General features: G+C 60.1%; 4 protein-coding genes and 4 pseudogenes. 3 read left to right on the forward strand and 5 right to left on the reverse strand.

The annotated features are described in order from the left end of the window. From istB to NKH16_RS34240, 3 genes and pseudogenes are all read right to left on the reverse strand, one after another. Positions 1 to 759 (reverse strand): IS21-like element helper ATPase IstB (gene istB, locus NKH16_RS34230; protein ID WP_352903857.1); only part of this gene is annotated, 759 nt, incomplete at its 3' end. After that, the gene (gene istA, locus NKH16_RS34235) at positions 759 to 2048 is read right to left on the reverse strand and encodes an IS21 family transposase (protein WP_352903852.1); all 1290 of its coding nucleotides are present in this window, start codon (positions 2046 to 2048) and stop codon (positions 759 to 761) included. The genes istB and istA, both read right to left, overlap by 1 nt. Before the next feature lie 103 nt (positions 2049 to 2151). Beyond that, positions 2152 to 3257, reverse strand: a pseudogene (locus NKH16_RS34240) (IS5 family transposase). Positions 3258 to 3424: 167 nt separating this feature from the next. Here NKH16_RS34240 and NKH16_RS34245 point away from each other — a divergent pair. Continuing rightward, positions 3425 to 3883: pseudogene (locus NKH16_RS34245) on the forward strand (integrase core domain-containing protein); the annotation flags it as partial. 319 nt (positions 3884 to 4202) lie between these two features. On the opposite strand, the gene NKH16_RS34250 reads toward NKH16_RS34245, so the two are convergent. Together NKH16_RS34250 and NKH16_RS34255 are read right to left on the reverse strand one after the other, a co-directional pair. Continuing rightward, positions 4203 to 5321, reverse strand: a complete 1119-nt coding sequence (locus NKH16_RS34250) for an alcohol dehydrogenase family protein (protein WP_352903854.1) — start codon at positions 5319 to 5321, stop codon at positions 4203 to 4205. Between the two features lie 780 nt (positions 5322 to 6101). Further along, positions 6102 to 6909, reverse strand: a pseudogene (locus NKH16_RS34255) (IS5 family transposase). 135 nt (positions 6910 to 7044) lie between these two features. Here NKH16_RS34255 and NKH16_RS34260 point away from each other — a divergent pair. Both NKH16_RS34260 and NKH16_RS34265 read left to right on the forward strand, forming a co-directional pair. Beyond that, positions 7045 to 7454: pseudogene (locus NKH16_RS34260) on the forward strand (transposase); the annotation flags it as partial. Positions 7455 to 7731: 277 nt separating this feature from the next. Beyond that, positions 7732 to 7942 (forward strand): hypothetical protein (locus tag NKH16_RS34265; protein ID WP_352903856.1); only part of this gene is annotated, 211 nt, incomplete at its 3' end.

Below are 7942 nucleotides of genomic sequence, written 5' to 3' on the forward strand. Positions count from 1 at the left end.
CTTCTGCAATAGGCCGGAACGACGCTTTTCGCGAAGCCGGTAGCTGTCACCGCGGATGGTGATCACTGTCGAATGATGAAGCAGGCGATCAAGGATCGCGGTCGCGACCACGGGATCGCCAAACACGCTGCCCCATTCGCCCACCGAGCGGTTGGAGGTGATCAGGATCGATCCCCGCTCATAACGCCGCGACACCAGCTGGAAGAACAGATGCGCGGCGTTGGCTTCGAACGGGAGATAGCCGAGCTCGTCGATGATCAACAGTTTCGGCCGCGACAGGGTCGTCAGCTGCTTTTCGAGTGAACCGTCGTCGTGGGCCTTGGCCAGCATCGCCACCAGCGTGGCCGCCGTGACGAACTGGACGCTATGGTTCTGCCGGATCGCCTCGCGCCCGAGAGCCACCGCCAGATGTGTCTTGCCCGTACCCGGAGGTCCAAGGAACAGGACCGTGTCGCCATGGGCAATCCAGCGGCAGGTCGCCAGCTCCCGGACTTGGCGCTGATCCAGCGACGGCTGCGCGTCGAAGTCGAAGCCATCGAGTTCGCGCACAAACGGGAACTGCGCGATCTTGCCTGCCATGGAGATGCGCCGCTCGTCGCGCCGCGCGATCTCGCGCGTCACCAGGAAGGCCAAAGCCTCGCGCAAGGTCATTTGCGAACGCGCCGCTTCGTCCAGCAGCGTATCGAGCTGATCCCGGATCGCGGTCAGCTTCAGCCGGTCGAGCTGAGCCACCAGCATCTCGTGATCGACCGTCGTCATCACCAGCTGCCTCCCACCAGTGCCTCATATTCGGCCAGCGGCCGCAACAGAGCGGAAGGCGCAACGATCTCCGCCGGCGCCGATCGCACCGGCGCAGCAGCGCCGACCACGCCGGCAAGATGCGCCCGCTCGACAATCCGTTGGCGACGCCCGCGGCACAAGGCATGATCCGCCACCACCTCGCCCGCATGACGCACGATAACGCGGCCGCCCAGCACCACGACTTGGACGCTCTCCCCGATCAGCCGCCAGGGAACCGAGTAACTGTTCGTGTCCAGGTCGATTGCGCAGTCCGCCTGGACCTTGCGCACGAGATCGCGCAGCTGCCCAAAGGGTGCCCGTCCGCCCAGAGGGCGAAGCGCCATGGCTTCTTCGGCAAAGCGCTCCGCAGGAGCCACGCCGGTCGTGCCATGCACACGCTGATCAGCAATCTCGCGTGTCCACCGGTCCAGATGCGCCTCGAACGCCGCCCAGTTCTCGAACCGGCGGCCGGCAATCGCATTGCGCTTGACATAGCCGACCCCGCGTTCGTCCTTCCCCTTGGTACGCGCCCGGTAGGGCGCACAAGCCCGCGGCGTAAATCCCCAGTAGCGGGCAAAGGTGTGCAGCCTCACATTGAACCGCACCTCCCGCGTCGTCGCATCGTGATGTTCGACCAGCGCCTTCGGATTGTCGAACAGTACTTCCGTTGGAACCCCGCCGAAGCGAAGGAAGGCTCCTTCCATCCCCTCGAACCAGTCCGCCTGGCGCTCCCGAAGCGAGGGACGGATATGCAGCCGACGCGAGTAACCCAGCGTTGCTACAAACAGGTGCACCCGAACACGCTCGCCGCCGACCCACGCCCGCGTGTCGCCAAAGTCGATCTGCATCTGATGTCCCGGCGCCGTCTCAAACCGAACCGTCGCGCGCTTCTGCGCCCTCAACTCCCGACGCCAACCCTGCACCCGAAGCTCCACCGACCGAAGCCCTATAACGATCCCATGTTCGCTCTCCAGTTCCTGGCGCACCACATCGGCGTTGCCGCCATGGCGGAAGAAGCGCTCCCGCAGCCAATCGTCCAGCCCGTCAAACGCGGTCCGCCGCACAGGCTTGCGAAACGGAAAAGTCCCGCCCTCGCGCAGATACCGACGCACCGTGTTGCGCGCGCATCCGAATTCCTTCGCAAGTCGCTTCGCTCCCCAGCCAAGCTCATGCAGCCGCAGCATCGCTGCCACTTCTTCAGCCTGAAGCATCTCCTCCCCCCGCATCGTTCTCGACAATGCAGGAATCGCCGAAATCTCAACCGTCATCCATGCCTCCTCTCACAACCGAGGGGTCAGTTCTTCATTTCGTCAGGGGGTCAGTTTCTCAATTCGGCCGACAGGCCGATCAGTTGGCAGCCTGCGGGCACGGTCATTTCGACGCCGCCAAGAGCTTGGGCAGCCGCACCAGATCGTAGGCGGCGGCCGCGAAGGTGAAGGCCCACCCAACGCGGTCGCGGCCGCGCAATTTGGTCTTCTCCTGCCCAGCGACGGTTTTGATCCAGCCGAACGCCTCTTCGATACGCTTTCTGATGCGCTGGCTGACGGCATAGCCACCGTGGCGCGTGGTGCGGCGATCGATCGCCGAACGACGGCCGTTCGTGTTCTGCGCTACGTGGGGTGTCACCTTCATCGAGCGCAACTCGTTGACGAAGTCCTCTGCGTCATAGGCCTTGTCGGCACCGAGCGTGATCGCCCGCGGCCGGTCGGCACGAGGTTCGATCATGTGCAGGGCCGCCACCCGCTCGGCATGTCCGTCGGCCAGCGTCAGACAGGCTTCCACCAGCAGGCCGTGGCGGTTCTCCATCAACCCATGTCGCATGAAGCACAACCTGGCCTCCTTGCCCCGCCCTTTGCGGTAGAGCCTGGCGTCGGGGTCGGTAGTCGAGGTGTGCGTCTCGTTCGATCGCCTCTCGCCGTGGAAGTCCGCTTCCGCATTGCGTCCGCCGCCGTCTGCCGGCGGTTCGCCATGACCGCCGCTTGGGCCGCCCTTTGGCTTGACGCTCTTCATCGAAGCCTAGGCCTCGATCAGCGTGCCGTCGACCGAGAAGTGATCCGTGGACAGGAGCTTCTTGACTTTGGGTTGCGCCAGCACGGCCGCCAGGAACTTCGCCGCGATATCGCCCTCCAGCAGCCGGTCACGGTTTTTGGAGAACACCGAATGGTCCCAGGCTGCGTCGTCGACGCCGATGCCGACGAACCAGCGGAACAGGAGGTCGTATTCCAACCGTTCCATCAAAAGCCGCTCCGAGCGGATCGAATAGAACGCCTGCAAAAGCATCGCCCGCAGCAGCTTCTCCGGCGGGATAGATGGCCGTCCGATCGGCGAATATAGCGCCGCGAACTCACGCTCCAGCCTCGACAGGGCTTCAGTCACGATCGTCCTGATCGCCCGCAATGGATGATTGCGCCGAACCCGGACCTCAAGGTCCACGTAGCTGAAAAAAGTTCGCCAGTTCGATCGTCGCCGCCGCGCACTCGCCACCTCCGAATCCCTTCGGAGCCAGTGAATCATTGCTGCGGTCCGGTGGCGAGGGCCTTTTTCAACTGCTAGACATGTGACGCTGCAGGTTTTGTCGGACGAGTAAATCTAGCCACCCCGACGGCTACCCTCTACAGCCGTTTCTGCTGGGCCGCCAATCTGACAGCTCGCGACGGGCAAGAAGATCCGTGTGCTGACGGTCGTCGACACGTTCTCCCGCTATGTGCCTGTGCTCGACCCGCGCTTCAGCTATCGGGCGGAGGATGTGGTCAGGGCACTGGAACAGGTCTGTCCGGAGATCCGCTATCCGAAGACGATTCGCGTCGACCAAGGCTCCGAGTTCGTCTCCCGCGACCTCGACCTATGGGCCTACGCGAAAGGCGTGACGCTCGACTTCAGCAGGCCGGGAAAGCCCACCGACAACGCCTACATCGAAGCCTTCAACGGCCGCTTCAGGGCGGAGTGCCTGAACGCCCCCTGGTTCCTGACCCTTGCCGACCCCGCCGAAAAGTTGGAGCATTGGCGCGGATACTACAACGAGGTGCGCCCACATGGAGCGATTGGGCACAAGCCCCCGATCTCGTTGCTTAATCCGGATGGCGCCGCCAGCCCGCCGTCGTGAGAAAGCCGGGAAACTCTACCTTCCGGCGGTCCAGAGAATGGGTATCGGAGCACTGAAACACAGGACTCTCACTCAAACCGGAGGAGATAGGGTCTCAGGTCATGAGCAACGCCGAGCGCATGCAACGCGATATAGGTATACCCCCAAGGCGTGCTTTCGTCCCATGGTTCACACCGTCCTGCGTTGTGATCAGAACTATCGTGGCTCGAAGCTCCGATACTCGCGACCGCCAGAAAGCCGATACACGCCTCCGGAATATGGGACGTCAAATCTGGAAAACGTCGATCTTTGCAATCTTTAGTTCAGTCATCTCTGCCTCTCAATTCGGAGGGACCAGAACCAATTTGCCGCAGACATTCTTTGAGAGAAAATCTTGTTGAGCCTCCGTGATATTCTCGAGCGGATAGGTTTTTCCGACATTTGGTCGGATCTCGCCACGCTCTACGTATGAGACCAGATTTTCGAATACGACGTCCTCTTGGAATGTGCATCCAAGAAAGGTTAGATCCTTGAGATAAAGGGTGCGAACATCGAGCTCGACGACAGGTCCCGCGATCGCACCGGCCACTGCATAGCGCCCACCACGCTTCAGAACTTCCAGCAACTCGGGAAACGAGGGACCTGCCGCAACATCGATAACGACATCGACCGACTCCGTCCCTAGGTTTTTGATCAAGCTCTCGCCGCGTGAAACCACGCGGTCTGCTCCCAGGCAACGAACCTGCTCTGCCTTTGTCGGGCTCGCTATTGCTGTGATTTTGGCGCCGCGCCGTTTGGCTAGCTGAACGGCCGCGGAGCCGACTCCGCCGGACGCTCCAGTTATTAGAACATTTTCGCGGGCCTTAACATCTGCTCGATATAGCATACCTTCGGCCGTTGAGTAGGCGCATGGCACAGTCGCTAGTTCGACGTCGCTCCAACCGCAATTCACCTTGAACGTTTCACGGGACGGAGCCTTAGCGTATTGCGCAAAAGCCCCATCGCACTCCGAGCCGAACGTCCAGCATTCCCATGGCCGGTAGCCGACATAAGTGCGGAGCAAATTGCGAACGATCACTCGTTCACCGATCCGTCTAGGGTCAACATCAGCGCCGACTTCAACGATGTAGCCGCAGCAATCAGCACCCTGAATGCGGGGGAATGACAACGCCCCCCCAGTCCAGCCGGCATCATCCTTATCTGCGGAAGACATGAAGCCTACTGATCTGACATCTGCTGTAGCGGTTCGCACCCTTTTCGAGTACCAGCCGATGCGCGTGTTAATATCGGTGTTGTTGATGCCGGCAGCAGCGACTCTGATCAGCACTTCGCCCGGCCCCGGCTTCGGCACGGGGATCCTGTCACTGAATTTGAGTTTGTCATAACCGCCGTGCCCAACAAGAAGTACGCCGGACATAACGCTAGGAACAGGCGATAATGTGTGTGGAGTTTTGGGCATGCTGCTATTCATACTTGAAAAACCTCTTTCGGTCGACTTCGAAGACAGCCCTCATTGACCCAGAGCCAGGCTGCAATTGGCTAGCATGAACGGTGGCGGTTCGCCGGCGCAAAAAAATAGCCTCCCGATTGAATTTATTTCGATGAAGCTTCAGCGTCTGTCATCCGTCTGGGTCGAGGCCAATTCTAGTTGAGGAACATCATGCAATGCAAAACTCTTGCCGGCGGCACTCTAGTCAACACACGCCTGAGACTTTGCATTAGGCCAAATGGCCGGGCTCCACACTTGGCATATGCGCACTGAGCGCGAGAGCATCTTCGTCACCGTTGTCTCAAGCTGTAGGCTTCCATATCATCGTGCCTTGTTATGTATACATATCCGCGTGATATTTCTCTTCTTTATATTTCACTGGTCAACACTGGTGGTAGGGCCTACGGGCATTCCTCGCCTGGGACCGAGACGCAATGCCATCAAGTCATTCCAGTTCGGTCTCGGCTTGAGGAAGAAGGAACGCCGGCGGCAATAGTGCGCCGGTTCGCGGTTCGGTTTGCGGCTTCAGGTGTTCCCTTGCTTCAAAGGTGTAACGGAGCGGACAGCGCGATTGTCCGGCCGGCGAACAATTCCCTGTAGCCATTCGTGACCATCCATTTGCACGGTCAAGTTGACTACGAAGAGCCTTTCTGGCGCGCTCCCGTTCGCGTGCTGGATCGATGCCGACTTTCATGGGCCCGTTCTTGGCCCGCATTGTAGACGGAGGCCTCTTAGAGTCCGTTTTGAACTTCAAGGATGAGCGTTTCGGCGGATGAGGTTTGCGCCCATTGCGACGCGGATCATTGCGTGAGAGACGTCGATGCGCTGCTCGTAGTCGCGCACGAGGCGGCGCCATCTTGTCCCTCGACGACCCAGCGTCAGGGCAAGACTTCGAAGCCCTTCTGGTCATCGGATCGGCGGATGACCTCGACCACGAAGTCCAGATAGGCGGCCTTGTCCATGAGCATTAGCCGATCATAGGCGCCGTCGGCGAACAGATGCTTCACCCAGGGCCAGCGCTGGCGGATACCATCCAAGATCGCCTGAGCGCGGCGCTGTCGGAGATATCGGCCGGCGTCAAGTTGACCATCAACAGCCGCCCATCCGTATCGACTGCGATATGGCGCTTGCGTCCGACGATCTTCTTGCCGGCGTCGTAACCCCTTGTTCTTGCTTGCGGAGCCTTGACCGACTGGCTATCGATCACCGCCGCCGACGGGCTCGCCTCGCGCCCGGCCCGCTCACGATCCAGCATCAGCGCCACGTCGTGGATGGTCTGGAACAAAAATCGCCGCGCCAGCTCTCGAAACCAGCCATAGACCGTCTGCCAGGGTCCAAAGTGGATCGGCAGCATCCGCCAGCCGCAACCCGAACGGACCAGGTAGCGCACCGCATTGATCACCTCGCGAAAATCAACCTCGCGCGGACGGCCACGCCGCCCAGGCTTGGGCATCAGCGGCGCGAACTGCTCCCACTCCTCACCCGTCAAATCAGACGGGTAGCGCTTGGTCTTCTTGGCGATCTGGGCCATCCGACCACGGCTCTGCTTTGTCCACATCCACAGCTTGAATCATAACCCAGCCTCAGACGAAACCCCAGTAAGCCGATTTTCAAACGGCCTCTTAGTGGTTCTCGCCTTACAGGAGTCCGGCTTGGGATTCCCTCTCGCAGGGTGCGCATGCGGGTCTGGCGCATGCGCACGGGAATATCCTCAACGTTTCGTCGCTTGATCGCCAGCGTCTGAGGCCCTGATCAGGATGCAATGTGCCGCAGAAGCAAGTCTGGCGCGCCGAGATCACTCTGTTGAGCGACGATGGCGTAGGCACGCCGACATCATGCGGCAGACCGGCAAGTCCAAGACCTGCGTGTGGCGCTGGCAGGGACGCTTCGCCGCCGAATGCTTCGAGGAGCTGTTGCGCGACAAGATGCAGCCCCCGCGCATTGCGCTCTCGGGCCGAAGTCGCCGAGCGCGTGGTGGCGCTCACGTTGCAGGACCCGCCGGGCGAGACGACCCACTGCACCACAGACATGATGGCGCAAGCGGCCGGCGTCAGGGCAAGTGCTGTACGTCGCATCTGGAAGGCGCATGGGCTGCAGCCTAACTGCGGTCGTCAAAACCGTAGTGACTGTGACGCTATGGCTGATGTGGTACCCGAAATGTCCAGCGACGACCATCATCGTGAAATTCCAAAGCAGTTAGAATTGTGAATGTGACCGAAACAATTCTTGAATAGAAATGAACCGTTAATAAAAATCCAACATTTTTTTAACGTGTACTGACCTTGTTATTAGCCGAAAATCGAGGTTAAATAGGAAAGTCAAAGAAGCACGTCGAATTCAAACAGGTATCGATGATCCAATTCTTATGGAAAGCATATCAATGTCTGTTGTAGACGATGTTACCAGCGCGCGTGCCGCTTGTTTCCGCAACGTCGAACGCCGCATCGGATTCATCAGTCGCGGCCGTTGCGCCGCCGACGACTGCACCGCATCTCATCTACCTCTACATGGAGGAATTATGATGGACACTCTCGATCAGCAGGCGGCACTGGAGCAAGCCGCACGAAAGCGCATCAAGGCTTCCCATGCCC

This window comes from Mesorhizobium sp. M1307, from assembly GCF_040318155.1.
Lineage (GTDB): Bacteria > Pseudomonadota > Alphaproteobacteria > Rhizobiales > Rhizobiaceae > Mesorhizobium.

Bases quoted from the DNA above. Each gene is read 5' to 3' on its own strand.
- istA (WP_352903852.1), bottom strand. From the start codon at position 2,048: ATGACGGTTGAGATTTCGGCGATTCCTGCATTGTCGAGAACGATGCGG.
- NKH16_RS34250 (WP_352903854.1), bottom strand. From the start codon at position 5,321: ATGCCCAAAACTCCACACACATTATCGCCTGTTCCTAGCGTTATGTCC.